16 protein-coding genes and 1 tRNA gene are annotated in these 23,873 nt (G+C 59.9%); 15 read left to right on the top strand and 2 right to left on the bottom strand.

Annotation, left to right across the window (positions count from 1 at the left end):
• The first annotated feature begins 11 nt into the window (after nucleotides 1-11).
• The 8 genes from PKY88_09225 to PKY88_09190 are packed head-to-tail and all read left to right on the top strand — an operon-like array spanning nucleotide 12 to nucleotide 11,698.
• Entirely contained in the window at nucleotides 12-1,226 is a 1,215-nt protein-coding gene (locus PKY88_09225) for an efflux RND transporter periplasmic adaptor subunit (protein ID HOQ05380.1), read from the top strand.
• Nucleotides 1,227-1,259: 33 nt separating this feature from the next.
• Nucleotides 1,260-4,409: a multidrug efflux RND transporter permease subunit gene (locus PKY88_09220; protein HOQ05379.1), complete on the top strand. Its 3,150-nt coding sequence runs from the start codon at nucleotides 1,260-1,262 to the stop codon at nucleotides 4,407-4,409.
• Between the two features lie 20 nt (nucleotides 4,410-4,429).
• Complete coding sequence (locus tag PKY88_09215) at nucleotides 4,430-5,725, top strand: glycosyltransferase family 4 protein (protein ID HOQ05378.1); 1,296 nt, start codon at nucleotides 4,430-4,432, stop codon at nucleotides 5,723-5,725.
• A gap of 27 nt (nucleotides 5,726-5,752) precedes the next feature.
• A complete protein-coding gene (locus PKY88_09210; protein ID HOQ05377.1) occupies nucleotides 5,753-6,448 on the top strand; it encodes an ABC transporter ATP-binding protein in 696 nt (231 codons plus the stop codon).
• Complete coding sequence (locus PKY88_09205) at nucleotides 6,445-7,806, top strand: hypothetical protein (protein HOQ05376.1); 1,362 nt, start codon at nucleotides 6,445-6,447, stop codon at nucleotides 7,804-7,806. Before PKY88_09210 ends, PKY88_09205 begins: the two co-directional genes overlap by 4 nt.
• Before the next feature lie 12 nt (nucleotides 7,807-7,818).
• A complete protein-coding gene (locus tag PKY88_09200; protein HOQ05375.1) occupies nucleotides 7,819-9,756 on the top strand; it encodes an ABC transporter permease in 1,938 nt (645 codons plus the stop codon).
• Between the two features lie 38 nt (nucleotides 9,757-9,794).
• Complete coding sequence (ispG, locus tag PKY88_09195; GenBank protein HOQ05374.1) at nucleotides 9,795-10,856, top strand: flavodoxin-dependent (E)-4-hydroxy-3-methylbut-2-enyl-diphosphate synthase; 1,062 nt, start codon at nucleotides 9,795-9,797, stop codon at nucleotides 10,854-10,856.
• A gap of 38 nt (nucleotides 10,857-10,894) precedes the next feature.
• Nucleotides 10,895-11,698, top strand: coding sequence for a hypothetical protein (locus PKY88_09190; protein ID HOQ05373.1), 804 nt, complete (start codon nucleotides 10,895-10,897; stop codon nucleotides 11,696-11,698).
• Nucleotides 11,699-11,753: 55 nt separating this feature from the next.
• Here the strand turns inward: PKY88_09190 and rpmH are convergent, their stop codons facing one another.
• Complete coding sequence (gene rpmH / locus PKY88_09185) at nucleotides 11,754-11,897, bottom strand: 50S ribosomal protein L34 (protein ID HOQ05372.1); 144 nt, start codon at nucleotides 11,895-11,897, stop codon at nucleotides 11,754-11,756.
• Nucleotides 11,898-12,017: 120 nt separating this feature from the next.
• Here rpmH and PKY88_09180 point away from each other — a divergent pair, with 120 nt between their 5' ends.
• Entirely contained in the window at nucleotides 12,018-12,140 is a 123-nt protein-coding gene (locus PKY88_09180; GenBank protein ID HOQ05371.1) for a hypothetical protein, read from the top strand.
• A 68-nt stretch (nucleotides 12,141-12,208) separates the two neighbouring features.
• On the opposite strand, the gene PKY88_09175 is transcribed toward PKY88_09180, so the two are convergent.
• On the bottom strand, nucleotides 12,209-13,414 hold the full coding sequence (locus tag PKY88_09175) for an enolase C-terminal domain-like protein (GenBank protein ID HOQ05370.1): 1,206 nt from the start codon (nucleotides 13,412-13,414) through the stop codon (nucleotides 12,209-12,211).
• Nucleotides 13,415-13,565: 151 nt separating this feature from the next.
• Here PKY88_09175 and PKY88_09170 point away from each other — a divergent pair, with 151 nt between their 5' ends.
• The 6 genes from PKY88_09170 to PKY88_09145 all read left to right on the top strand — a co-directional run bounded on the left by PKY88_09170 (nucleotide 13,566) and on the right by PKY88_09145 (nucleotide 23,837).
• Nucleotides 13,566-16,937, top strand: coding sequence for a PD-(D/E)XK nuclease family protein (locus tag PKY88_09170; protein HOQ05369.1), 3,372 nt, complete (start codon nucleotides 13,566-13,568; stop codon nucleotides 16,935-16,937).
• On the top strand, nucleotides 16,930-20,625 hold the full coding sequence (gene addA, locus PKY88_09165) for a helicase-exonuclease AddAB subunit AddA (protein ID HOQ05368.1): 3,696 nt from the start codon (nucleotides 16,930-16,932) through the stop codon (nucleotides 20,623-20,625). Before PKY88_09170 ends, addA begins: the two co-directional genes overlap by 8 nt.
• Before the next feature lie 104 nt (nucleotides 20,626-20,729).
• Entirely contained in the window at nucleotides 20,730-21,290 is a 561-nt protein-coding gene (gene efp, locus PKY88_09160) for an elongation factor P (GenBank protein ID HOQ05367.1), read from the top strand.
• 96 nt (nucleotides 21,291-21,386) lie between these two features.
• A tRNA-Pro gene (locus PKY88_09155) sits at nucleotides 21,387-21,462 on the top strand.
• 222 nt (nucleotides 21,463-21,684) lie between these two features.
• Nucleotides 21,685-23,082: an efflux transporter outer membrane subunit gene (locus PKY88_09150; protein HOQ05366.1), complete on the top strand. Its 1,398-nt coding sequence runs from the start codon at nucleotides 21,685-21,687 to the stop codon at nucleotides 23,080-23,082.
• Nucleotides 23,083-23,090: 8 nt separating this feature from the next.
• Complete coding sequence (locus tag PKY88_09145; GenBank protein HOQ05365.1) at nucleotides 23,091-23,837, top strand: efflux RND transporter periplasmic adaptor subunit; 747 nt, start codon at nucleotides 23,091-23,093, stop codon at nucleotides 23,835-23,837.
• Nucleotides 23,838-23,873: the final 36 nt, after the last annotated feature.

Raw genomic sequence — 23,873 nt, 5'->3', positions numbered from 1 at the left:
GATACAAGTTTATGAAAAGTCGAAAAGCCGTTGCCGTTGCTGCTGCCGTGACCGTACTGCTTGTATTGATTCTGGCTGTCGGTATCTGGTTTTGGATGCACCGGCCTAAAGTCGGCGCACAGTCGGCTCAGCGGGGACCGATGCCCCTGCCGGTTGTCGCCTGTGAGGTTCGGGATGTGACGGATTATTACGAGTTTACCGGCACGACGGAGGCCGTTGATTCCGTGGAGATTCGGGCCCGCGTGGAGGGGTATCTCCAGGGGATTCATTTTACCGACGGCCAGCTGGTCGAAGAAGGGCAGCTGCTGTTTACGATTGAACCGCAGGCCTACGCCGCCCGCCGGGATGAAGCGGCAGCCCGTCTGAAGGCGGCGGAAGCTGAGCTGGAACGGGCCCGCGTGGATTTGGAGCGAATCGAAAAGGCCATTGAGACCAACGCCGTCAGCCGGCAGGACCTGTCCACTCGCCGGGCGGCTTTTCTGTCGGCTCAGGCGTCGGTCGATGCCGCCCGTGCCGCTTTGGCCGATGCGGAGCTGAATCTGAGTTATACCCAGATTCGAAGCCCGCTGCGCGGACGCATCGGACGCCATCTGGCGGATGTGGGCAATCTGGTCGGTCCCCAGTCCAAACCGGTCCTGGCTTCTGTGGTCCGAACGGAGCCGATGTATGTGTTCTTTTATATGAGTGAGTCGCTGCTGGATGCCGACCTTCTTGGCCGGATTCGTCAGGCGGACGGGGACAATCCGGTGCCGTTTTTTGTCGGGTTCGGCGACCGGACGGACTATCCGTTTGAGGGGCGTCTGTGCTTTGCGGACAACACGGTGGACCCGCGGACGGGGACGGTCTATGTTCGGGGGCAGCTGAGCAACGAAAAAGAACAGCTGCTGCCGGGGATGTTTGTCCGCGTACGGGTGCCGATTCGACAGCGTCCGAAAGCTGTTTTGATTCCCGAAAAGACGATTCAGACGGATTTGGGCGGGAAATATGTCCTGGTTGTCGGAGAGGGGCAGATGCTCCAGCGGCGCGATATTGTTTTGGGAGCATCAGAAGGAACGATGCGGATTGTCCTGCAGGGTCTGGACGGCAGTGAGACCATTCTTGCGGGCGGCTTTTATATGGCTCGCCCCGGGATGCCGATTCAGCCCGTTCCGGCGGGTCAGATGCCGCCGGGAGCCGGCGGAGCACCGGGCGCCGCAGGCGGTCCGGCTCCGGCCGGAAAACCCTGACCGTTTTCAGAGCCGATTTGAGGAGAAAAAGCGATGCAGTTCAGCAGATTTTTTATTGATCGGCCGGTATTTGCGACGGTCATCTCGATTGTGATTATGCTGGTGGGGCTGATTGCCCTGCCGCTTCTGCCGGTGGAAAAAACCCCCGATATTGCTCCGCCGACCGTGATGGTGGAAGCCCAGTATCCGGGCGCCAGTGCGGAGGTGATTGCGCAGACCGTCGCCACGCCGCTGGAGCAGGCCATCAACGGCGTGGACGGAATGCTCTATATGACCTCCAGCAGCAGCGACACCGGAATGATGATGCTGACGGTGACGTTTGAAGTCGGCACGGATGTGGATATGGCGACGGTGCTTGTGCAGAACCGGGTGGCGACCGCCGAGCCGCAGCTGCCGGAGGAGGTCAAGCGCTACGGCATCCGCACGCACAAGCGCTCCCCGAATATTACGATGCTTCTGGTTTTTCAGTCATCAGACAGCCGCTACGATGATGTGTATGTGAGCAACTATATCAATCTATATATTAAGGATGTTCTGACGCGTGTGCCCGGCGTCGGACAGGTGGAGGTGTTCGGGGCCAAGGATTTTGGGATGCGTCTGTGGCTGGACCCGGAGAAGATGCGGGCCCGGCAGCTGACGACGGATGACGTGCTCGCGGCGGTCCGCCGACAGAATATTGAGGTGGCCGCCGGACAAATCGGCGGTATGCCCAGCCCGCCGGACCAGCAGTTCCAGTGGACGATTCAGACCAAGGGCCGTTTGAGCACGCCGGAGGAATTCGGGAATATTATTCTTCGGGCGGAGGAAAACGGGCGTCTGCTGCGGCTGAAGGATGTCGCGCGGGTCGAGCTGGGGGCCCAGAATTATTCCTGGTCGGTGCGTCTGCGGGGCAAGCCCGCGGTGGCGATGGCCATTTATGCCACGCCGGAAGCCAACGCCCTGCGGGTGGCCGACGGGGTGCGGGATGCACTGGCGGAATTGTCCAAATCCTTCCCCAAGGGACTCACCTACGAAGAGCCGTACAATCCGACGCTGTTTATTCGGGAATCTCTGCGGGAAGTGGTTTCAACACTGCTGATGGTTGTGGCACTGGTGGTACTGACGGTCTTTGTTTTTCTGGAGGACTGGCGGGCGACGCTCGTGCCGGCGGTGACGATTCCCGTCTCGCTGATTGGAACACTGGCGGTAATGCTGGCCCTCGGCTTTACCATCAATACGCTCTCGCTGTTCGGTCTGGTGCTGGCCATCGGGATTGTGGTGGACGATGCGATTGTCGTGGTGGAAAACTGCTCGCGTCTGATTGCGGATGAGAAATTGTCTCCGCGGGCGGCGGCCATCAAAGCGATGGAGCAGGTAACCAGCCCGGTGATTGCCACCACGCTGGTATTGCTGGCGGTCTTTGCCCCCACGATTCTGGCCCCGGGGATTACCGGAAAACTCTATCAGCAGTTTGCCGTGACGCTGTCGGTGGCTGTCTGCTTTTCGACCCTCAATGCCCTGACGCTCAGTCCGGTGCTCTGTGCGTTTCTGCTGCGGCCGCAGGAGCACAAAAGAGGCCGCTTTTTCCGCTGGTTTGATCACTGGCTGAAGCGCACGACAACGGCTTATACGGGAGTAGTTCAAAGCATCCTGCGGCGGACAGTGATTGCGCTGGCCGTCTTTGCCGTCCTGACAGTCGTGGGACTGACCGGTTTTGAAAAGTTGCCGACCGGCTTTCTGCCGACAGAGGACGAAGGGGCCATCTTTCTGGGTGTGCGGCTGCCGGAAGGGGCTTCGCTGCACCGCACAGAGCAGGTGATGGAACGAGTCAATGCGATTCTGGCGCAGACGCCCGGCGTGGCCAATTTTGCCAGCATCAGCGGGTTTTCAATGCTGCAGGGGGGAATGATGGCCAACGGCGGAACCTGCTTTATCCGGCTGGAGCCCTGGTCCAAGCGGCGCGACCCGCAGCTGCATGTGTCGGCGATTGTGCAGCGGCTTCAGCAGCAGCTGTTTATGATTCCGGATGCGCTGTGTCTGGCCTTTCAGCCGCCGGCGATTATGGGTCTGGGGACCACCAGCGGCTTTGAGGTGCAGATTCAGGACCGCGGCGGCGTCGGGCTGGAGACTCTGGCGCGGATCGGCAGCGACTTGGTCTTTGAAGGTCAGAATGATCCAATCCTTACGCAGCTGAACAGCACATTTGAGGCCGCCGTACCTCAGCTGTATCTGGAGGTGGACCGCGTGAAGGCCCAGACGCTCGATGTGCCGCTGGAGAACGTCTTTAACGCCCTTCAGACCTATCTGGGAAGCACCTATGTGAATGATTTTAATCTGTTCGGCAGGACGTTTAAGGTGATGGCGCAGGCCGAGGCGGACTTCCGCTCGAAAGCCGAGCACATCGGCCGGCTGGAGGTTCGCAATCGGTCCGGTCAGATGGTGCCGCTGCGTACGCTGGTTTCCGTTCGCGAAACGGCCGGGCCGCAGACGATTACGCACTACAATCTGTATCCGGCGACGCGGCTGACCGGTTCCGCCCGGCCCGGCTGCAGCTCCGGTCAGGCCATCGAGCGGGTCCGTCAGCTGCTCGAGGAAAAACTGCCGGAGGGAATGGGGTATGAATGGTCGGGAATGAGTCTGCAGGAAGTCAAGGCCGGCGGAATGATGATATACCTGTTTCTGCTGGCGTCTTTGTTTGCCTACCTGTTTTTGTGTGCCCAGTACGAAAGCTGGACGATTCCGATTGCGATTGTGCTGGCGGTGCCGCTGGGCATTCTGGGAGCGGCGGGCTATACCTGGCTGCGGGGACTGGACAATAACATCTATACCCAGATGGGAATTGTTCTGCTGATCGGCGTTGTCTGCAAAACCTCGATTCTGCTGGTGGAGTTTGCCAAGCAGCTGCACGAGGAGGGCCGCTCGGTGGTGGATGCCGCGGTGGAGGCCGCCCGGATTCGCTTCCGCCCGATTCTGATGACGGCGCTGACGACAGCGCTGGGAATGGTGCCGCTGGTGGTGGCCAAGGGAGCCGGTGCTGCAGCTCGGCAGGCGCTGGGAACCACGGTCTTCGGCGGAATGATTGTCGCCACCGTGCTGGGCGTGGTGCTGATTCCTGTCTTCTACACGGTGGTTCAGCGAACCAAAGAAAAAGCCGCTGAACTGGAAGGGAAGATTCTTGACGCCGCAACGCATTGGCCGGGATAATAGTCCGCGGAGAGATGCGGATGCGGATTGTACAGATAACACCGGGCTCGGGCGACCAGTTTTACTGTGAGAACTGCCTGCGCGATACCGCACTGGTGCGGGCGATGCGCCGGCTGGGGACGGATGTGGTGCTGGTGCCGATGTACCTGCCGCTGTCGCTGGACGGAGACAATTCGCTGGAGCGCACGGAAGTCTTTTTCGGCGGCATCAATGTCTATCTTCAGCAGAAGCTGGGGCCGCTGGGGCGCCTTCCGGGTCCGCTGCGGCGCTGGCTGGATTCGGAGGCCCTTTTGCGGCGCATCAGCCGACGGGCCGGAATGACCAGTGCCCGCCAGCTGGGGGAAATGACGCTGTCGATGCTCGAGGGCCCGCAGGGACGCCAGGCCGCTGAACTGGACCGTCTGACGGATTTTCTGGCTTCCTTGGACCGCAGGCCTGATGTGATTCTTCTGTCCAATCTGCTTTTGGCGGGCCTGGCCGGACCGCTTCGGCAGCGGCTGGGCTGTCGGCTGATGTGCTGGCTGCAGGATGAAGACGGGTTTATTGACGGGCTGGGGGAGCCCTGGACAAAGCGCGTCTGGCAGCGGCTCAGGGAGCTGCTCGAACATTTTGACCTGTTCCTGCCGGTCAGCCGCTATTATGCCGAAGTGATGAAAAACCGTCTGGGCATTGCGGAAGAGAAACTGTTTGTCTGCCCGCCCGGTCTGGAGCTGGCGGATTATGCGCCCGCACAGACGCCTCCTGCGGAGCCGACGATCGGCTTTCTGGCGCGGATGGCGTTTATCAATGGGCTGGACATCGCTGCGGAGGCCTTTGCACAGCTGACCTCCAGGCCGGGGCTGGAGCGTCTGCGGCTGCTGATTTGCGGGGGAAAGAACGCCGCCGATGAGCCGATGATTTGCTCCGTTCGGGACAAACTCGCTCAGGCGGGACTGTCCGAGCGGGTTCGCTTTTTCGAACGATTCGAAAAGGCCGAGCGTCTGGCGTTTCTGCAGCAGATTCACCTGCTGGTCTGCCCGGTGCGGTACAGTCCGGCGTATGCGATGAATGTGCTGGAGGCGATGGCCTGCGGGGTGCCGTTTGCCGCCCCCCGCACAGGGGTCTATCCGGAATGGGCCCAGCAGACCGGCGGGGGAGTCCTGTATGAGCCGAACAGTCCGCAGGCCCTTGCAGAGACCCTCGAACCGCTTCTGCGCAGCCCGCAACAGACCGCTCAAATGGGACAAACTGCCCGGCAGGCCCTGCGGAATCATTTCGATATGGAACAAAATGCCCGCCGTTTTCTCCAGCGGCTGGAGCCGAAAACCAGACCGTAGTTTTTCGACCCTTTTGAGGAGCCGTCTATGCTCGAGCTCAAGCAGGTCCGGAAACGCTATTCGACCGCCGCCGGCCCCCTGGAGGTGCTGCGGGGAATCGACCTGCGGCTGGACAAAGGGCAGTCGGCCTCCATCGTCGGTCCGTCCGGCTGCGGCAAAAGCACCCTGCTGAACCTCATCGGCGGGCTGGATAAACCCGATGAGGGGGCTGTGTGGGTTGAGGGGCGGGACCTTTCGACAATGGATGAGGAGGCCCTGGCGGATTTTCGCAACCGTTTTGTCGGTTTTGTCTTTCAGCAGCATCATCTCCTGCCGCAGTGTACGGTTCTGGAGAATGTGCTCCTGCCGGCTTTGGCCGGCGGGCGGCTTCGGGAGGAGCCGTCGGCTCTGCATCGGCGGGCGATGGAGCTGTTGGAGCAGGTGGGGCTGGCCGACCGGGCCGGCGAACTGCCCGGACGGCTGTCCGGCGGCCAGCGTCAGCGGGCGGCGGTCGCGCGGGCCCTGCTTTTGCGGCCGGTGCTGCTGCTGGCCGATGAGCCGACCGGCTCGCTGGATGAACAGACCGCCGTATCGGTGATGAACCTGCTGGACGAGGTTCACCGTCTTCACGGCCTGACTCTGATTGTTGTAACCCATTCAGCCCTTCTGGCCGCCCGGATGCAGAGGCGGTTTGTGCTCTCCGGCGGCTTGCTTTCTGAGCAGACACAGGACGCTGTGCGATGACGCTGTTTCGCTGGCTCATTCGCTCGCTGGTTTTTGACCGCCGCATCTGGCTGGGAGTTGTGCTGGCGGCGGCGGCAGCCGTGACGGTCTTTACCAGTTCTCTGCTGGTCGGCGATTCGGTGCGACTGTCTCTGGCCCGGCAAAACCATCTGCGGCTGGGCCGAACCGGTCTGGTGCTGACGGCTTCTCAGACCCTTTTTCGGGCACAGCTGGCAAAGGACCTCTGCGATTCCCTCCAGCAGCCGGCAGCGGCGATTCTGCTGCTGAACGGCTGGGCAGAAAATGCCGACGGAACCGCCCGGGCCGTGAATGTCTCGATCATCGGCGTCGATGACGCATTCGCCGACTTTGCCCCGTCCGGAAAAGCACCCTGGCTGTCCGGTCTGGACGACGGAGCGGTGCTTAATGAACTCCTTGCCTCCCGACTGAACGTTCGGGCGGGAGATGAAATCATCCTCACCTTTGAAAAAATCGGCGGGCTGGCGGCCGAGTCGGTGCTGTTTCCGGAGTCCCAGCTGTCTGTCTCGGTTCGTCTGGCGGTTTCGGCCGTTGCGGATGCCGACTCCTTCGGCACATTCAGTCTGCGGGCCGATACGGCCGGTGCGCTGAATGTGTTTGTCCGCCTCGAAAAACTGGCCGAGCGGATTGAGCAGCCGCACCGGGCCAACGCCATTCTTCTGCCGGATAGCTGCGGGTTCTCGGAGGCCGAGCAGGCCCTTCGGCGGACCTTTTTGCCTGAAGATATCGGCTTGATTGTCCGTTCTCTCAAGGGCCAAACCGGCGGCGAGGTGCTCAGCCGGCGCATCTTTATTCCGGAGCCGATTGCCGAGGTGCTGCTGCGGGCGGATGAACAGGCCGTCGGCATCCTCACCTATTTTGTCAACGAAATCGCTCATCAGGACCGCCGCTGTCCCTATTCGACGGTTTCGGCAATCGCTCCGGCGTCTTCGGCGGACTTGACCGTCTTTTCGCTGCTGGCCGATGATGAAATCATTCTCAATGAATGGCTGGCCGACGACCTGAAGGCCGATGCGGGCGATATTGTCACCCTGACGTATTATGTTCCTGCACCCACCGGACGAACCCTGATTGAGCAGACGGCGGAATTTCGGGTGCATTCCGTGATTCCGATGATGGGATTGGGGGCGGACGAAACGCTGATGCCGGATTATCCCCAGCTGGCGCAGGCCGACAGCTGCCGCGACTGGAAACCGGGCATCCCCATCGACTTGAGCCGCATTCGCCCAAAAGACGAGGCCTACTGGAATCGATACCGCGGTTCTCCCAAGGCCTTTATTTCTCTGCCGCAGGCCCAGCGGCTCTGGGGCGGACGGTTCGGGAATCTGACAGCCGTGTGACTCGGTCCTTTGATGACTGCAAAACAGCTGACGGAGCATCTGCGGGCTTCTTTGCCGCCTGCGGCTGCCGGACTGCAGATTGAACCGGTTCGGCGGCAGGCCGCTCAGTCGTCCGTCGGAATGACGGACTTCAGCTCCCTGTTTTTCGGATTAAGTATGTTTCTGCTGGGTTCCTCGCTGCTGCTGACGGCGCTGCTGTTTCGCTTTGCCGTCGAGCGGCGGTCCGAACAAATCGGTCTGCTTAAAGCGCTGGGCTTTCGCCGCAGCCGCCTCCGGCTGATGTATCTGCTGGAAGGGCTGGTTTTGTCGGCGGCGGGGGCCTGTCTGGGGATTGTGCCGGCGGTTCTCTATACGCGTCTGCTGCTTTGGGCCCTGTCGGGCGTCTGGTCGCAGGCCGTCGCCGGGGCTTCTTTGGTATTTGATTTTCACGCCGCTACGCTTCTGAAAGGGGCGGCGGCCGGGCTGGCGGTTTCGCTTTTTTCGATGATGCTCTCGCTGCGGCACCGCCTGGCTTTGCCCGCCGCGGTCCTGCTGGGAATGCCCGCAGAGATTGCCCCTCCGCAATCTCCCAAACCGCGGCTTCTGTGGACCGCGGTTCTTCTTGGAATCCTCGGCCTTGTGCTGAGCGGCTGGGGGCTTCGCACAGACCTTCAGAAGGCCACAGCTGTCTTTTTTGTGTCCGGTTCGCTGCTGCTGGTGTCGCTGCTTTTGTTTCTGCGATACAGTCTTTCCGCATCGGGTATTCTTGTTTTCAAACGACCCGTCAGCGGTCTTATTTGGGCGGCCTGGCGGAATGCCTGCCGCCGGCCCGGCCGCTCGATGGCGGCAGCGGCTATGACCGCCGCCGGCGTCTTTCTGATTGCCGCTGTTTCCCTGAATCAAAAGTCACCGCCGAAGGATGTTCGCAACCGCCGCAGCGGCACCGGCGGATTTGTTCTGACGGCCGAAAGTGCTCTGCCGATTCTGCAGAACCTGCCGGAGGCCGCCGCTCGGCTTGCCCCCGAGACAGCCTGGGATGCGCTGGGGCTGGAAGGAGCGGCCGCCTTTCGGGTTCGAGAGGGCGAGCCGGCGAGCTGTCTGAATCTGAATCGGGCCGTTCAGCCGCGGCTTCTGGGGGTTGACCCGGCTTCGCTCCGCAACCGCAGGGCCTTTGTCTTTCGGGAGGTTCTGCCGGGCACAGCATCGTCTCTGGAGGATGCCTGGCATCTGCTCGAGGCCGACTGGGGGCCGGATATCGTGCCGGCCGTCGGCGATATCGGAACGGTCTATTGGGCCCTCGGACGCAAGGTGGGCGATACACTTGTGCAGACCGATGAGCAGGGACGCCCCTTTACCCTGAAGATTGTCGGCATGCTCGAATCCTCTGTGCTTCAGGGCAGCCTGATTCTTCCTGAAAAGGCGTTTCTGGAGCGGTTTCCTTCGACGGCAGGCTATCAGGTCTTCCTGCTCGATGCGCCGCCGCAGAAAGCCGAAGCCCTTTCTGCGGCTCTGAGCCGAACATTCCGTCGATGGGGGCTGGAGGTCGTTCCGACGGGTCAGCGGCTGGCGGTCTTTCAGGCAGTTGAAAATACGTATCTGTCCATCTTTTTGGTGTTGGGCGGGCTGGGGCTTCTGCTGGGGACGGTCGGGATGGGCTGGGTGCTCTGGCTGAATATTCTCGAGCGGCGGGGAGAACTGGCGATGATGCAGGCCGTCGGTTTTCGCAAACAGGTTCTTGTCTCAATGCTGGTTCAGGAGCATCTGCTTGTTCTGTCGGCCGGTGTGCTTGGCGGCTTGCTGTCCGCTGTGCCGGCGGTGCTGCCCGCCCTGGCCGGGCGGATTGAACCGGTGCCGTTCGGACTGCTGCTGACGGCCCTGACTGCTGTTGTCCTGAGCGGCTGGCTGTGGATTCGTCTGGCGGCGGCCACCGCTCTGTCCGGGCCGATTCTGAACGCCCTGCGAAGCGAATAAGATAGACAAGGACGCCCTTTTCCATTATCCTGCCGGCTATGATTGCACGAAGAAAAACACGAACCGTTCAGGTGGGTTCCGTTCGGCTGGGCTCGAAACATCCGATTGTCATCCAGTCGATGACCAAGGTCTTCACCACCCGCGTGGCCGCCTGTGTGCAGCAGATTGTCCGGCTTCAGGAGGCCGGCTGCGGTCTGGTTCGGCTGGCGGTGCCCACGCGAAACGACACCCGGGCCTTCGCCCGCATCGTCCAGCAGGTTTCGATTCCGCTGGTTGCAGACATTCACTTTTCGGCGGAGCGGGCGATTGAGGCCATTGAGGCCGGCGCCGCCAAGATTCGGCTCAATCCGGGCAACATCAAGGACCGCCGCGACATCCTGCGGATTATCGACTGCGCCAAACGGCACGGCATTGCCATCCGCATCGGCGTCAATGAAGCGAGCATTCGCGACTTAACAAGCGGCGATACGGCGTTGGACCGCCGCGTGCGTCTGATGCGCACGGAAATGACCCGGTATGTGCGGCTGTTTGAGAAGGCCGGCTTTGACAATCTGGTTCTCAGCGCCAAGAGCGCCGATACGGTGCGGACGATTGGAATCAATCGGCTTCTGGCAAAGGATTTTGACTATCCGCTGCATCTGGGGCTCACGCATGCGGGCCTTCCGGAGGATGCCGCCGTTCCTTCGGCGGTGACGCTCGGGGCGCTGCTGGCGGAGGGCATCGGCGATACGATTCGCGTCAGTGCCGCCGGCGACCCGGTCGAGGAAGTCAAAATTGCTCGACAGATTCTTCTTTCGCTGGGGCTGCAGGAGCCGACCGGCCCGCAGCTGATTGTCTGTCCGACCTGCGGGCGGTGCCGCATCAATGTGGTTGCTCTGGCCCGCAAGGTCAAAAAAGAACTGACACATCTGAACAAGCCTATTCGTGTGGCAGTGATGGGCTGTGTGGTCAACGGCCCCGGCGAAGCGGCGGATGCAGACATCGCCGTCTGTGCCGCCGAAGGCAAGGGCTTTTTGTATCGGCAGGGGGTCCGGACGGCTATTGTGCCTGCCGAACGGCTGCTGGAGGCCCTGCGGGGAGAACTTCGCCGCTGCCGATAACCGACGCAGCTCCATCAACACAGGGGATTGGGGACGAGATGTTCAAGCGGCTCAAATCCGATTTATATGCCTGCGGACAGGAAGGTCTGCCGAAGGAAATTACAGTGGACGGTCGGCGGTATCGGCTCCTTCGCACCTTCAAGCACGATTTCTTTGCAGCCACCGGGCTGTATGAGGCCGTTTTGGCCGACAAGCCCGAGGTCGGCACCCTGAAGGTGCTCAAAGTCGCTCGGATGCAGCCGTTTCTGGGGTTTGGGCTTCTGTGGCTGGGACGGCGGCTGTGCCGGCGGGAACTGGAGATTCTCGAGCGCCTGCAGGATATGGACCAGGTGCCGCATCTGGTCGGACGCTGGGGGCCGACGGGGTTTCTGTATGACTATATTGAGGGGCGGTCGCTGGATGAAAAGCCGCCGATTCCGGATGATTTTTTCGACCAGTTATCGCATCTGCTCGAGCGGCTGCATCGGCGCGGCATCTGCTATGTTGACTTGAACAAGCGGGGCAATATTCTGGTCGGACGCGACGGACGACCCTATCTGATTGATTTTCAGATTTCCTTGGTCTTCAGCCGAAGCGGACGGCTTTGCCGGCTGCTTCAGCGGGAGGACCGCTATCATCTGCTCAAGCATAAGCGGCGGCTTCGAGCGGACCTGATGAGCCCGCAGGAACGGCAGGAAAGCTATCACAAAAGCATCTGGATTCAGGTTCACCGCGCCCTGGCCTGGCCGTTTCGACAGCTGCGGCGGGGATTAATGCGGTGGTTTTACCGCCGGGGATACCTGCAAAGTCCGCCGCCCAACCAGCGCTCCCCTGAGAACGACCCGGCGCGCTTTGACCGGTAAGGGGCGGACCATCCCCCCGGGGCGGGCGGAGAAGATATCCGCTTTGCAGGACTGCTTAACTGAAGCTCCGCTTGACGTTGGTGCTGCGTCCGGTGCGGCGCTTGCGCGACAGAATCTGACGGCCTTTCTTTGTCCGCATCCGAGCCCGAAATCCGTGCTTGCGGGCCCGCTTGATTAAACTCTTGCGATGATTTTCCATAGTTTACTCCGCTTTGGGCGTTAGATTTTTATGGATTCATTTTATCCTGTATATACAGGAGCGTAAAGATTATATCGGCCGGCAGGCGTTCGGCAAGAGGGTAATTTGGAAAAGAGGGAAATGGAGTGTTCACCGCGGATGACGCAGATTGGGGAGATGAAGGATTACGAATTTAAGAATGAAGAAGATCTTCCCGGCAGCCGGAAGACGGCGGCCAGCGGCCGGAAGGAATTCGAATCGTAAAGTTTTTCTCTATGAGGAGGCTGCAGTGAGGGAGACGATAGTCTTTTCCTTTTATCCTCCGGTTATATTCAGTCAATCTTCAAGGCCATCCCAAAGCCCGGAGCCGAGGAAGCGACCAGTTTTCCCTCCCGCAATTCATAGCGGCCCAAATCGACCTGCTCGCTCGTGCAGGTTACACCTTCGATAGTCACAACATTCCCTAAACCCGCCGCCAGGTGAGCGACATAATTCGTCTTCAGGGCGGAGCCCCAGGCATGGGGCGAGGCGAGGGCCCCCATCTTTTTCAGCTGTCCCATCAGCGCCCGCCACTGGGTCAATCCATACCCGCAGACATCATACAGATTGACATCCAGCAGACCGTCCCGGAGCAATTCCATAATCAATGTGTGCTCGGGATTTGCCTCTCCATCCGCCAGCAGCGTTTTTTTCTTGTTTTTCTCCAGCCACGCCCTCAGTTTCTCGTAGTCTTCGCGGGTTTCCCGAAACGGCTCTTCGATCCAGAACAAATCCACATCCCCGATTCCCTCCAGATACCGAAGAAACTCCTCACAAGTAAACCCGTCATTCCCATCCACCAGAATGGCAGTCCCCGGAAAGGCCTCTGCGATTTTCTTTGTGACTTCAATATCCCGTCGGAGGCCGGCCTCTTTTTCCATCCACCGGTTTCCTCGGCCGATTTTCACTTTCAGCTGACGATAGCCGAAGTCGATGTCCTGTCGGCAGTTTTGCAGCACCCGGTCGATGCCGGCGGGATTTTCCGGCGGCTCCAGGTCATCGAAATAAATCATACCGCTGTAGCAGGGATTGGCCTGCGGCCCCTGCGAGCCGAGCATCCGGTAAACAGGAATATTCAGGATGATTCCGGCCAAATCGTGAAGGGCAAAATCCAACGGACGCGCCTCCGGCCTCAGGATTCCGACCGCCGGGTCAAAGAGCTCTGAGACAGGCATTCCTTTGAAAGGCGGGAGAATCTCTTCGGCCCGCCGCGGGTCTGCAAGAAATGGTCCCCAGCCGCCTGCCCCTTGGTCAGTTCGAATGCGGCAGATCGTTTCTCTCGCGCCTCGCCCGTGAACATCCAGTCGCGAGTTCTTTCCGACAAGTCGGGGCCAGTTGAGCTGCACGGTTTGTATGTCCAGGGAAGACAAGCGATGCCCTGCCAGGGTCTTTTTCCAGCTCTCGGCGTTTTCCGGAAAATCTGCGAAGAGGCGGGGACTGAAACCCGCCGCGGCCAAGGCCGCCGTGTGCCCGATAAATTGACGCCGATTCATAATCATACGGTTAACCTTTCAATCGTTTGTTTCCTCAGCCGATGCTCCAAAATGCTCATTCCGTCGCTGTACAGAATACGGCAAATCCGGACGGAATACGAATGGAAAAATTGGTCTTTCTGTGGTAGAAAAAGACATTCAAGGGAAAGGGCGGGCTATGGCAGTTCAGTTCATTCTGGGTCGGGCGGGCACGGGCAAGACGCGGCTGTGTCTGGAGGCCGCGGCGGAGGCCCTGCGCCGCGACGAGCCGCACCCGCTGATTCTGCTGGTGCCCGAGCAGGCCACCTACCAGATGGAACAGGCGATGCTCTCGCTGTCGGACATCGAAGGATACCACCGTCTGCGGATTCTGTCGTTTCAGCGGCTGGGGTACTGGCTGTCCCCCGTCGGCGGGCGCTGGGAGCTCAGCCGCGTCGGCCGACAGATGATAGTCCGGCGGCTTCTGGCCGACTGCCGGGGGCGGCTGGAGCTGCTCGGCTCGGATGATGACTTTTCCGGCTCGGCCGGCCAGATGGCCGACGTGCTGGCTCAGCTGTACCGCGCCCAGATGACCCCGCAGCGGCTGGAGGAAATGGCCCGCGAACTGGCCGCGTCGGCCGGCAGCTCTCGGACCGACGCCAAACTCAAAGATCTGGCCGTCCTGCTGGGAGCTTATCAGGAGTTTCTGGAGGCCAATCAGGATTTTTACGATGCGGAACATCTTTTCCGGCAGGTCAGCCGGCGGATTGCAGAAGCGGATTTTCTGAAAGGGGCTCGTCTGTGGGTGGACGGTTTTTCCGGATTTACCGCCCGCGAAGAAGCGGTGCTGCTGGAATTGCTGAAGGTCTGTGCGCACTCGCAGATTGCGCTGTGTCTGGACCCCTCGGCCTTGAACGGTCCGCCGGACCCCTTGAGCATCTTTGCCCCGACGGAGCGGACTTACCAGCGGCTTTGTGAGCAGATTCACCGAGCGGGACTGCCGATGCAGGAGCCGATTGTGCTGGAGCAGCCGCGGCGGTGGACTCAGGCCCCGGCGCTGGAGTTTCTGGAACGGCACTTTGCCGAGGAATGGCCGCCGACTCTGCCTTCATCCGCCGGGGCGGTGGTCTCGGCGGCCCTGCCGGATGTGCGCGGCGAGTGTCTGTGGACAGCCCGCGAAATCCGCCGGCTGGTTCGGCAGGAAAACCTTCGCTATCGGCAGATTGCCGTCGTCGTGCCGGAGATGGCCTCGTATCAGCATCTGCTCGTGTGGGCCTTGGAGCGGCTCCGGATTCCGTATTTTCTTGACCAGCCCCGTCCGCTTCGAACGCATCCGGCTGCCGAACTGCTGGACAGCGCCCTGCGGGCGGTCTGCTTGCACTTCCGCCTGCCGGATATGACGGCTTATCTGAAGACGGCCCTGACCGGTTTGAGCGGGCAGGAGGCCGACTGGCTGGACAATTACTGCCGGGCCTGCGGAATCGAAGGGGATGATTGGTTCATTGCGGAGCCCTGGCGGTTTGCCGACCCGCAGGATGGATTTCCTGAACAATGGATTGACCGGCTGCGTCGGCGGATTGCTGAGCCGCTGGGACAGCTGCGCGAGCGGCTGAAAATCCGGCAGGGGGATTCCTTAGAGCCGCAGGAGTTTGTCGAGGCGCTCTGGGAGTTTCTGGAGGCCGTCGGGGTGCGGAAGGTGTTGGCTGAATGGGCGCAGGAGGACCCTTCGGACCAGCGGTACGGTCATCGGCAGATGTGGGAAAAACTGGTGCAGGTTCTGGATGAACTGTGCATTGTGTATCGAGAACGGCGGCATCCGGCACAGACCTATCTGCGGCTGCTGGAGTCGGCGCTGAGTACGCTGACGGTCAAACTCATCCCGCCGACACTGGACCAGGTGCTCATCGGACAGATTGAGCGAAGCCGCCATCCGGAGGTGGAGGCGGTGTTTCTGCTGGGGGCAACGCAAAAGCAGTTTCCAGTGCCGCTGGAATCGGAAGGATTTTTCAGCCGCGATGACCGGGCCGTGCTGGAAAGGTTTGAGCCGGATTTTGCCGAACCGCTCCAGCGGCAGCTGCTGCGTCGGCGCTATCTGGCCTATATTGCCCTCACGCGTCCGCAGCGCCGGCTGATTCTGACACGGCCTTTGGCGGATGAGAACGGCAGTCCCCTGCAGCCCTGGAGCGGGCTGGAGCTGCTGGAGCGGATGTTTGCGGACTTCAAGACCCTCCGGCCTGCCCCGGAGCCGCAGACGCCGCAGGAGATTCAGACGGAGTCGGAGTGGGCCTTGTATTTGTGTCAGGTGCTCGGTCGCGACAGTACGGCGGAGGAGACGGTGCGCCGGACGGCGGCGGCCCTGCTCGAATCGGCGGACGGGGCGGCGGCCGGACTGGTTCGGCATGCGTTGGATTACCGCAACCAGGCCCGGCTGGAGCCGGAGGTGATTGGGCAGCTTGCCGGGGAGCCGCTGAAGACCTCGGTAAGCCGGCTGGAAACTTTTGCGGCCTGTCCGTATCGGCATTTTGCTTCGTATGTGCTTCGCCTGAAAAAACGCCGGCTGGTGCAGATGGAGCCGGTCGATTTGGGTTCATTTTATCACTCGGTTCTCGATGCGCTGTTTAAGACCGTCCGGCAGCAAGGGCTCGATTGGCGGCAGCTGACAAACGAGCAGATTGCCCAGCTCGTCCGGCAGGTGAGCGGGCAGGTCATTGAGCGGAGCGAGTTTCTCCAGAGTTTTCAGCGGCATTCGGCTCATCAGTGGTTTCTGCTGCAAACGGCGGTTGAGCAGCTGATTCAGCTGGCCGAGGGCCTCAAGGAAATGACGGCCGCCGGAACCCTTCGTCCGTTGGCGACGGAGCTGGAGTTCGGCAGCGGCGGCCTGCCGGCTTTGAGCTTTCCGTCGGTCGGAATAGAGGTTCGCGGCAAGATTGACCGGATTGATATTTTGGAAACACCGCAGGGAGCGGCGGCGGTCATTTTTGACTACAAAACCGGTAAGCACCCGTTTGTCTGGGTCAAGTGGCACTACGGACTGGACCTGCAGATGCCGGTGTATCTGCAGGCGCTGCTGGGCCAAACCGTCGAAGGGGTGACGATTGCGCAGGCGGCGGGGGCCTTTTATATCCCCATTCAGCATCCCATTAAGCGAAGGGAATTGGCTAAGATAGAGGAACCGGCCAAATTTCCCTTCAAAGCCAGGGGCTTTTTCAGCGGGTGCTTTGCCGAATATCTGGACACGCAGGCCCGCCAGCGGAGTGCCTATTATAATTTTGCATTCCGCACAAAGGACCGGCAGCCCTACAGTGATTTCGCTCGAAGCGGGGTTCTTTATCCCGAGCAGTTTGAGCGGCTGCTGGCGGTCTCACAGCAGAAGGTTCAGCAGATTGCTGAACAAATCCGCCAGGGGGAAATTGCCGCCGCCCCGTATCGGTTAAGCCGCAAAAGTCCCTGCAGCGAATGCGATTACCAATCCGTCTGCAAGTTTGACTGGGAACTCAATCGGTATCGGACGCTTTCTCCGATGCGAAAAGAAGATGTGCTGAGGGCTTTGGAGGAGAAGGCCAATGGGTGAGGTCAAATGGACAGAGGCGCAGGAGAAGGCCGTTCGTGCCGTCGGGCGGGACGTCCGGGTCAGTGCCTCAGCGGGCACGGGCAAGACGGCCGTACTGGCCCGGCGGTGTCTGGAGCGGCTGTGCGATGTTCAGCGTCCGACGGATGTGGACCGGCTGCTCCTGTTGACCTATACGGACGCCGCCGCCGAAGAGATGCGCGACCGCATCGCCCGCACCCTGCGCAAGGCCTGCAGCGCCCGGCCTTCTTCGGCGCTGCGGCGGCAGATGCTTCTGCTGGATGCCGCCTCCATCAGCACCTTTCACGCCTTCTGCAAACGCATTCTGGCGGAGCATTTTTATCTGCTGAACCTTGCGCCGGATTTCGGCATTGTGGACCCTGACCAGCAGACGCTCCTCCAGAGGGAAGCCCTGTTGCAGACGCTCGAAGAGGCCTGGGGAGAGCCGACGCTGGCGGAAGGGCTGCGGGTGCTGCTGTCCGGCCGCACTCTGTACGGGGCCAAGGGGTTTGTGGAGGAGATTTTTGCGCTGGCGGATTTTCTGGAGAGCATTCCGGACCCGCAGCGGTTTCTGGAGCGGATTGAGGGCTTCTGCACGGGGCATCATTCAGCGGCAGATGCACTCCGGCAGGAACAGCTCCGGATCATAGAACGGCGGCTGCGGCAGGCCCGGCAGAAGGTGGAATTGGTTCGGCGTCTGCAGGATGCATTCGGAGCGTCGAACTGGCTGACAGGCCATTTGGCGGAGTATCATTCTGTCCTCGATTTGCTCCAGGCCGCCGTTCGGCAGGGGGATTGTGCAAAATTGTGGGAGATTCTTGCAGCGTTTGAGATTTCCCGAGCCCCCAACCGGCCGAAGGAAATACCGGAGGACATTGGCAACCGCATCAAGGCCCCTCTCAAAGATGTGAGAGATGATTTGAAAGAACTGGCGAATCTGGCGGCCGTTCATCCTGTGTATGCCTCGCTGGAGGGCGACTCCGTGCGGCTTCAGATGCGGACAATCCTGAAGCTGCTGGAGGGATATGTCCAGCACTACACGCAGGCCAAAGAACAGATTGCGGCGCTGGATTTTTCGGATTTGGAGCACAAGACGGTGCGGCTGCTGGAGGCGCATCCGGCGGTGGCGGAAAAACTCCGCTGCCGGTTCGATTTTATTTTTGTGGATGAGTTTCAGGACATCAACGCCGTCCAGAAGCGCATCCTCGACAGCATCCGCCGTCCGGACAATGTGTTTGTCGTCGGCGATGTCAAACAAAGCATCTATGCCTTTCGCCGGAGCCGGCCGGAGCTGTTTCTGGAGGCGCTGCAGGAGGCCAAGGAGGACCCGACCGAGCCGCTGGTTCCGCAGCGGATTGATTTGGGGGACAATTTCCGCTCACGCCCGGAAATCCTGGCCTTTGCAAATGCAGTCTTTGAGCGGATTATGACGAAGGAGACCGCCTCGATGGATTATGACGAGCGGGCGGCTCTGGTCTGCGGGCGGGACGATGTCAAGCCGGAGGAGATTTCGATGCCGGTGGAGGTTGTTGTGCTGGATGAAGAGGGGCAAGACCTCGAAGAAGAGGAGTTTGATGGAGAAGAGAACGGGGCCGAAGAGAGTTTGGAGTCTGTTCTGCCGGAAGCGGAGAATTTGTCCGCAGAGCAGCGGCAGGCGATGTGGATAGCCCGGCGCATCCGGCAAATCGTCGGAGCCGACACCGGAAAACCCGAGTTTCAGATTTTCGATAAAGAGTTGGGATGCCGCCGGGATGTCCAGTATCGCGACATTGTGATTCTGATGCGTTCGCTGGCCAATCGGGCCCAGACTTACACGGAAATCCTCCGGCTGGCGGGCATTCCGCTGCACTCTCAAACCTCGGAGGGCTATTTTGAAACGACGGAAATCGCCGACATGCTGGCATTGCTGAAGGTTCTGGACAACCCCATCCGGGATATCGAGCTGGCCGCCGTGCTCCGCAGCGCCCTGTTTAATTTCACGGATTCCGAGCTGGCCCGAATTCGTCTGTCGGCCGGCAAGTCCGATACGTTTTATGAATGCGTGCAGAAGGCTGCCGAAGCCGCCGGTCCCCTGGCGGAAAAGGCCCGCCGGGCCCTCGAGCAGCTTTCCGACTGGCGCCGGCGGATTCGAATCGGTTCGCTGTCCGATGTACTGGGCTCGATTCTGGATCAGACCGGCTATCTGGCCTTTGTTTCGGCCCTGCCCAACGGTCGGCAGCGGCGGGCGAATCTGCTCAAACTTCATCAGCGGGCCGTCCAGTTTGAACATTTCAGCACAGGCCCGCAGTCGGTCTCTCTGGCTCGGTTTGTGGAGTTTCTCGAAGATATACGCCGGGAAAAGCAGGACTGGGCCCCGGCGCAGCCCGACAGCGCCGCCGAAAATGCCGTGCGGCTTTTGAGTGTGCACAAGAGCAAGGGGCTGGAGTTCCCCGTTGTCTTTCTGGCGGAGCTGAATGCGAAATGGAATTGGAAGGATTTCAATCGGGTTTGTCTGGCGGATGAAGATGCCCTCGGCATTCAGGCCGTCTGTCCCGAACGAAATATCCAGTTTCCTACACTGGCCTGGCAGGTGCTGGAGGAACGCAAGCGAAAGACGATGCTCGAAGAGGAAATGCGGATTCTCTACGTGGCCCTCACCCGCGCCCGGGAGAAACTGATTCTGACGGCCTCCCGCCGAGGCTCGGCCTGTGAACGAATTGTGAAGGAGTGTGCCGTGCTGGGCGATAAGGATGTTCCCGACGGGTGCCTTTTGGGGGCATCCTGTCCAATGGACTGGATTCTTTACGGGTTGGGCCATCAGCCGCTGATGAAAGAGGTCTTTCTGAATAAGCCCCCGGCGGGTCCGACGTTTTTTACCGTCCAGTGTGTGGAGCAAGACGCTCTGGAGGCATGCAGCCGAGAAATTGAGGCCGCCTGTCAAAGAAAGCGTACTGCATCCGTGCCGACCTTGACGGAGGCCGAACGAAAACAGTATCAGCCGGTCATTGAAGAGTGCCGGCGAATACTCGAGTGGAAATATCCTTTTTCTCCCGCCGTTGGGCTTGTCGCCAAACTGTCCGTCAGCGGGGCGCTGGAAATGATGGATGAATTTGCACCAGCCGTCGGGGCAGATTCGTTCGGCTCTGTGCCGAAGGCCGTTCTCGAAAAAACCGGCAAAAAAAGCACCCTCTCATCCGCCCAAATCGGTTCGGCGGCTCATCTGCTTTTGGCCCGGCTGGACCTGCATTCCAAACCCGACCGACAACAAGTGGCAAATACAATAGAAGCCCTTGCTGCAGAAGGACTTATCAATTCACAAACAGCCGCTGCGCTGGAGACGGAATGGATTTTGGGCTTTTTTGACAGTGAATTGGGACAATTGGTCCTGAAGTATCCGGATAGAGTGCATCGAGAATGGGCCTTTACAGTATCGGTTTCCGCCCGACAGGCCCGAATTGCACCGACGGATGAAAAAATCATTATTCAGGGCATTGTGGACCTTCTTTTGGACAGTCCGGATGGGCTGGTTTTGGCCGATTTCAAGACAGACAGGGTTTCTGAAGGTCAATGGCCTGGGCGGGTTGAACGGTATCGTCCGCAGCTGCGGCTGTATGCGTTGGCGGTGGAAAAGGTCCTCGGCCGGATGCCTTTGCGGGCTTATTTGTATTTCCTTGCGCATTCAAAATCCGTTCCAATCGACCTGTCCTCTTGACTTTTTCCGGCGGGTTTGCCATACTGCGGCACTTTGCCGCATCAGACAAAACGGGATAAAAAGGCCCGGCTGCGGTCGTGGGCCTCTTCAAAGCGGAGATGAATATGAAAGCGTCGGAAATGAAAAAAGGACAGACCATCAAGATGGATGGCGTCCTGTATGTGATTGTTGATTATCAGCACGTCAAACTCGGCAAGGGCGGGGCGGTCTATCAGACCAAACTGAAAAATCTGACGGACGGCGGCATCCGCGATGTCCGCATCCGGGCCGAAGAAGTGCTCGAAGAGGCCTTTCTCGAAAAGCGGAACTTTGAGTATCTTTACTCGACGGGCAACGAGCACGTCTTTATGGACCTGGAAACATACGATCAGATTACGCTGGATGATGATGCCTTCGGCGAAGGCCCTAAGTACTGCAAGCCGAACACCCCGATTCTGATTAATATGTACAACGGCAAGCCCGTGGTTGTCCAGCTGCCCAATACTGTGGACCTGAAAGTGGTTGATACGGCTCCGGAAATCAAGGGGGCCACGGCGACCAACCAGTATAAGCCCGCCACTCTCGAGACCGGTCTGGTGATTCAGGTGCCGCCGTTTGTTAAGATAGGGGAAGTGGTTCGCGTCGATACCCGCACGGGCGAGTATGTCACTCGCGTGAAGGAATAACCCACGGCATCGGCAAAAAAGACTGGTATTTTTTGCAGATTTTTGGTAGTATTTTGGTTTCGCACCCAGCAGGCCCTTCGGGGTCCTGTGAGGATGCGGGGAGTAGCTCAGCTTGGCTTAGAGCGCTGCGTTCGGGACGCAGAGGTCGCAGGTTCAAATCCTGTCTCCCCGATTCGGCCGCCGGATGAAACAGGCGGCGGCTTTTTGGAGAATATCCCAAATCGGACATTTCCGGCACTTCACCAGTTCTTTCTGCTTCAAAAAAAACTGTTGATTCTTTTTGAAAGATTCCTTTAGGATTCAGCGTTCTTGTTTTTAAGTACGTGCGGGGGAGCGGTGTTGATACCGTGGATAATGGATTTGGTTTGTCTATTTAGTTTTTTGTTTCAGGGGAATGATGGGCGGACGTGTTCGGAAAAATCCATCCCGGACGAGCTGGGGAGTTCTGACAGCGGTCTTGTGCTGTCTGGGCTGCCGGCAGCCGGTATCGCCTTCAGTTCCTCTGGAAATCCCGCAGCAGTTTTCCCAAAGCGGCACGGTTCCTTTGCCGGAAAAATGGTGGGAGTCGTTTCAGGACCCTCTGTTGAATGCTTTGATAGAAGAGGCCCTCGGGAACAATTTTACGATTCGCTCCGCCTGGGACCGGCTTCGACAGGCAGAAGAGGCGGCTGTCCAGGCGGGGGCATCCTTGTTTCCGGCGGTTCAGTATTCAGGGGAAGCGGCGAGAACCCGTCGGGACGTTTCCAGCCAGACCCAGTATGCAAGCGAATATTCCGCCGGTCTGACGGCCTCTTATGAAGCCGATTTATGGGGGCGGGTGCGTTCGGCTCAGCAGGCGGCCCTTTTGGATGCACAGGCGGCCCGGGATGACCTGGCGGCGGCGGCTGTTTCGCTCAGTGCAGCGGCGGCCCAGACGTGGTATCGGCTCGTCGAGGCCCGCCTTCAGGCGGCCCTTTTGAAAGAGCAGCTGCGAACCAATGAGAAGGTTTTAGAGATAGTTCGAATGCAGTTTGGGCAGGGGCAGGGAACCGCGGCGGATGTTCTCCGTCAGCGTCAGTTGGTGGAAGCCACACGCGGCCAGCTGATTGAGGCGGAAAAATCAATCGTACTTTTTGAGTATCAGCTGGCGGTTCTGCTGGGCCGAACGCCTGCGCAGGGTTTGTTTGCCGCCGAGGGCTCTTTGCCTCCGCTGCCTCCGCTGCCGGACATAGGACTGCCGGCTCAAACGCTCACTCGCCGGCCGGATGTGGCCTCCGCTTATAAAGCGGTTTTGGCGGCGGACCGGCGACTGGCGGCGGCGATTGCCGACCAGTATCCCAAAATTACATTAGGTGCTGCAGCGCAGACGTCCGATGAACGGGTACGTGATTTGTTTGAAGACTGGCTGGGCCGGCTGGCGGCGGATGCGGTCGGCCCCCTTTGGGATGCCGGGTACCGAAAGGCGGAAGTACGCAAACGAAAGGCCGTTCTTTCTGAGCGGATTCATCGATACAGCCAGACGCTTTTAACGGCCCTTCAGGAGGTGGAGGAAGCCCTCGAGGAAGACCGCAGTCGGCAGCGGCTGACGGACAATCTGCGTCTTCAGCTGGATTTGGCCCGACAGGTGCGTCAAACGACCGAAAGCAAATATCTTCAAGGGCAGTTGGATTATCTGCGTGTACTGGAGTCGTTATTGTCGGAGCAGGGACTGGAACGTCAGCTTCTGGCGGCGCAGCGTGCCCAGCTGGAACGGCGGATTGATTTGTGCCGTGCGATAGCAGGTCCGTGGGCGCTGAATGAACCTTCACAGTGAGGTTTTTTATGGAGAATCGAGATACTGTGTCCCATCAAACGGGCGGCGGGAACAAGCTGCTTAAGATTTTTGTACGGGCTGTTCTTCCTCTGCTGATTGTCGCTGCAGCGGTTCTTTTTTTTAAGTATTTGATGGATACCCGTCCCCGTGCGCCGCGTCGTCCTGCCGACCAGCAGGCGCGGCTGGTGACGGTGGAGACGGTCCACCGTCAAACGCTGCCGGTGGTGATTCAGGCGATGGGGACCGTGACGGCGGCCCGGGAAGTTACGCTGTATCCGGAGGTGTCCGGTCTGGTGGAAAAGATTGCTCCGGAGGTTCTGCCCGGCGGGATTGTGGAGGCGGGGCAGGTGCTGTATGAGATTGACCGGCGGAACTATGAAACGGCCTTGGCGCAGCGGCAAAGCGAACTGGAGCAGGCCCGGCTGAATCTGAAGATTGAGGAAGGCAGTCAGCGGGTTGCCCAGCGGGAATATCGGATGCTGGAGGAGGTTCTGGATGAAGCGGATGAGGACCTGATTCTTCGAAGGCCCTATCTGGCCGCCAAAAAAGCGGCCGCAGAGGCGGCGGAGGCGGCCGTGCGTCAGGCGCAGCTGGACTTGGAGCGCTGTATAATTCGTGCTCCGTTCCGGGCCGTGGTTCGCACCAAATACGCTGAACTGGGTTCTCGGGTTTCCCCCACCACTTCCCTGGCCTCGCTGGTTGGGGTGGATGAATTCTGGGTCCAATTGCTGGTGCCTGTGGACCAGCTGGGCTGAATTGAGATTCCTCGGGAGGGTTTTGAGGGCGGTGCG

It is taken from the genome of Anaerohalosphaeraceae bacterium, assembly GCA_035378985.1.
Taxonomy (GTDB): domain Bacteria; phylum Planctomycetota; class Phycisphaerae; order Sedimentisphaerales; family Anaerohalosphaeraceae; genus JAHDQI01.
Note: the sequence above shows the minus strand (reverse complement) of the source record. Positions and strands in the feature narration are given on the sequence as shown.

Coding starts and splice junctions, on each gene's coding strand:
- PKY88_09145 (HOQ05365.1), top strand. CDS start 23,091: ATGGAGAATCGAGATACTGTGTCCCATCAAACGGGCGGCGGGAACAAG.
- ispG (HOQ05374.1), top strand. CDS start 9,795: ATGATTGCACGAAGAAAAACACGAACCGTTCAGGTGGGTTCCGTTCGG.
- efp (HOQ05367.1), top strand. CDS start 20,730: ATGAAAGCGTCGGAAATGAAAAAAGGACAGACCATCAAGATGGATGGC.
- PKY88_09225 (HOQ05380.1), top strand. CDS start 12: ATGAAAAGTCGAAAAGCCGTTGCCGTTGCTGCTGCCGTGACCGTACTG.
- PKY88_09190 (HOQ05373.1), top strand. CDS start 10,895: ATGTTCAAGCGGCTCAAATCCGATTTATATGCCTGCGGACAGGAAGGT.
- PKY88_09170 (HOQ05369.1), top strand. CDS start 13,566: ATGGCAGTTCAGTTCATTCTGGGTCGGGCGGGCACGGGCAAGACGCGG.
- PKY88_09180 (HOQ05371.1), top strand. CDS start 12,018: ATGGAGTGTTCACCGCGGATGACGCAGATTGGGGAGATGAAGGATTAC.
- PKY88_09215 (HOQ05378.1), top strand. CDS start 4,430: ATGCGGATTGTACAGATAACACCGGGCTCGGGCGACCAGTTTTACTGT.
- rpmH (HOQ05372.1), bottom strand. CDS start 11,897: ATGGAAAATCATCGCAAGAGTTTAATCAAGCGGGCCCGCAAGCACGGA.
- PKY88_09205 (HOQ05376.1), top strand. CDS start 6,445: ATGACGCTGTTTCGCTGGCTCATTCGCTCGCTGGTTTTTGACCGCCGC.
- PKY88_09150 (HOQ05366.1), top strand. CDS start 21,685: ATGATGGGCGGACGTGTTCGGAAAAATCCATCCCGGACGAGCTGGGGA.
- PKY88_09175 (HOQ05370.1), bottom strand. CDS start 13,414: ATGATTATGAATCGGCGTCAATTTATCGGGCACACGGCGGCCTTGGCC.
- PKY88_09210 (HOQ05377.1), top strand. CDS start 5,753: ATGCTCGAGCTCAAGCAGGTCCGGAAACGCTATTCGACCGCCGCCGGC.
- addA (HOQ05368.1), top strand. CDS start 16,930: ATGGGTGAGGTCAAATGGACAGAGGCGCAGGAGAAGGCCGTTCGTGCC.
- PKY88_09200 (HOQ05375.1), top strand. CDS start 7,819: ATGACTGCAAAACAGCTGACGGAGCATCTGCGGGCTTCTTTGCCGCCT.
- PKY88_09220 (HOQ05379.1), top strand. CDS start 1,260: ATGCAGTTCAGCAGATTTTTTATTGATCGGCCGGTATTTGCGACGGTC.